The organism is Anaerostipes hadrus ATCC 29173 = JCM 17467 (assembly GCF_030296915.1).
In the GTDB taxonomy this organism is placed as follows: Bacteria; Bacillota; Clostridia; order Lachnospirales; family Lachnospiraceae; genus Anaerostipes; species Anaerostipes hadrus.
The window spans coordinates 980,001-982,500 of record NZ_AP028031.1 but is presented as its reverse complement, the minus strand read 5'-3'; the positions used below and the strand labels follow the sequence as shown (position 1 = coordinate 982,500).

At 36.6% G+C, this 2,500-nt stretch carries 2 protein-coding genes and 1 rRNA gene (1 of these 3 running past the window's edge); all 3 read right to left on the bottom strand.

The features are described from left to right. Positions 1 to 110 precede the first annotated feature (110 nt). Entirely contained in the window at positions 111 to 887 is a 777-nt protein-coding gene (locus tag QUE18_RS04750; protein ID WP_039862800.1) for a DUF134 domain-containing protein, read from the bottom strand. Between the two features lie 79 nt (positions 888 to 966). Then, the gene (locus QUE18_RS04745) at positions 967 to 1,842 is read right to left on the bottom strand and encodes a damage-control phosphatase ARMT1 family protein (protein WP_009203107.1); all 876 of its coding nucleotides are present in this window, start codon (positions 1,840 to 1,842) and stop codon (positions 967 to 969) included. Between the two features lie 194 nt (positions 1,843 to 2,036). Beyond that, positions 2,037 to 2,500, bottom strand: a 23S ribosomal RNA gene (locus tag QUE18_RS04740); it runs 2,424 nt beyond the window's last position.

The window sequence follows — 2,500 nt, the reverse complement described above, 5'->3', positions numbered from 1 at the left end:
TTCTCCATCTGCTTAAATCTTCAGATGGAGAACTTGCTTGATGTCTTATCCTATTGTCATTATACTCTTTCTACATATTTTTGTAAATTATTATTCTTTTGCAGTACTTTCTAATTTCCTGAACATCCATGCTTATCTTCTCCACATTGATGTCCTCCACAAGAATGTTCATGTGCATGATGAGAACATTGTACATTAGGATTGAAATCTAGTTTTCCCTCTAAATATGCATTCACAGCTTCATCGGCATCTCCTGATACGCCACCATATAATTTAATTTCAGCTTCTGCTAATGCAATTTGTGCTCCACCACCGATTCCGCCACAGATCAATACATCCACTTCACCTTGTGATAAGAAACCTGATAAGGCTCCATGTCCTTGTCCATTCGTTTCAACAATCTGTGTAGATGTAATCTTACCATCTTCAATATCATAAAGTTTAAACTGACTTGTATGTCCAAAATGCTGATAAATCTTTCCATCTTCGTATGTTACTGCAATTCTCATTTTCTTACCTTCCTTTTTTAAAATCTTTGATTGTCTGACGGAATTTGCTGCTCTATTGCAGTGTTTTTTACAAAAAGGACATGTCGTGCCATCGCAAAACTGATAATTTCCTCCTGTGATCAGAAGCTTCTTTCCATTCACAACGCTGTCTGCCATCTTGTATCTTGCGCTTTTATAAATCTCTGCTGTGGTTGTCCTGGAAATATTCATCTGTTTTGCACATTCATGCTGTGTATATTCTTCAAGATCGATCAGACGTATCGTTTCGTATTCATCTAATGTCATGATAACTTCTTCCCCTGTCAAAAATCCATCTGGAAAAAAACTATCATAAGCTGGTTCCATACATATTCTTCTACATCTTGTTGGTCTTGCCATATTATCTTCTCCTTGTTGTATTTTATTTCCGTCATATGTCGATAACTGTATTATAACATTCAAATATTTATATTTCAAGTTACTTTATATCTAATCGTTCTTCTTTGCAGAATATAGGATCAAACAACTTGACCCCAAATCTCCGTGTGAACAAATCACATTTGCATAGGAATAAATAATATGGGTTGATTCCTTCCTGATACATAGATTCAAAATTGCCCATGCCTTTGGCTATGATCACATCTGCACTGTCTAACTGTTTTCTCGCTTCTTTGCTTAACTGTTCTTTAACCGTTCCAGCAATTGCAGCTCCATTACTGATAACTGGAACAATCTTTGTAAGACCTATTTCTTGCGCATCTTCTATCGTTGCATCATTAATTGCCAGACCACCTCTTACCATAACTGTGATTTCAAGATTTCCATAACGTTTTTTTAATTCCTCAATAAAAATCTTATCAAGAACGATTTCACCACAATTATCTGTGATATACAAAAGCGTTTTTGCTTGTTTTAATTCTTCTTCCAGATATTTAATTTCTTGTTCAGGTATATTTAGACTATCAACTTTCTTCAATAAATCATCTAACATCTGATCATCTATATTTCCAGTGACACCAAAATCTATATAATTTCCAACACATACATATTTAATATAATCTTTTATATTCTTTGCTTCCTTCAAATGCTCTTTGATCTCGTCTTCTCTTTCCAACATATATTGATTATATTTATGTTTTAATGCTACATAATCCGTTTCCTCTTCATAATATTCATTATAAATGTCCTGAATTCTTTTATCCAACATTGGCGTTGATTCTATATCCCCATATTTATATAAAATCCCTGTAACTTTCTGAATAAATTCCTTTTTCTTTTTTTCATCTGAATGTTTTCGAATTTTTTCTTCTTTTTTCGAAAGATTACATGCAATACATCTTGAATTCGCAATCATGATTTTTCTCCTTATGTCATCAAAGTCTTATTCTAATCCTGCTTTTATTATATCATGATGGTATTTTCTATGAAATAAAAAAAGCATCCTTATCTCTAAGAATGCTTGAATCTTCATATTAAATCTATATATAAAGGATATACCTTCAAAACAACATACAAGAATCTTTTACATCTCTTACACTTCAGCCTTCTTTGGTTAAAGCCTCGACCGATTAGTAACAGTCAGCTCCATACGTTACCGTACTTCCACCTCTGCCCTATCTACCTCGTCGTCTTCAAGGGGTCTTACTACCTTTCGGTATGGGAAATCTTATCTTTAGGGGGGCTTCACGCTTAGATGCCTTCAGCGTTTATCCCTTCCAGACTTGGCTACTCTGCTATGCACTTGGCAGTACAACAGATACACCAGCGGTCCGTCCATCCCGGTCCTCTCGTACTAAGGACAGCTCCTATCAAATTTCCTCCGCCTGCGCCGGATAGGGACCGAACTGTCTCACGACGTTCTGAACCCAGCTCGCGTACCGCTTTAATGGGCGAACAGCCCAACCCTTGGAACCTGCTACAGCTCCAGGATGCGATGAGCCGACATCGAGGTGCCAAACCACTCCGTCGATGTGAACTCTTGGGAGTGATAAGCCTGTTATCCCCAGGGTAGC

Coding starts and splice junctions, on each gene's coding strand:
- QUE18_RS04745 (WP_009203107.1), bottom strand. CDS start 1,842: ATGATTGCGAATTCAAGATGTATTGCATGTAATCTTTCGAAAAAAGAA.
- QUE18_RS04750 (WP_039862800.1), bottom strand. CDS start 887: ATGGCAAGACCAACAAGATGTAGAAGAATATGTATGGAACCAGCTTAT.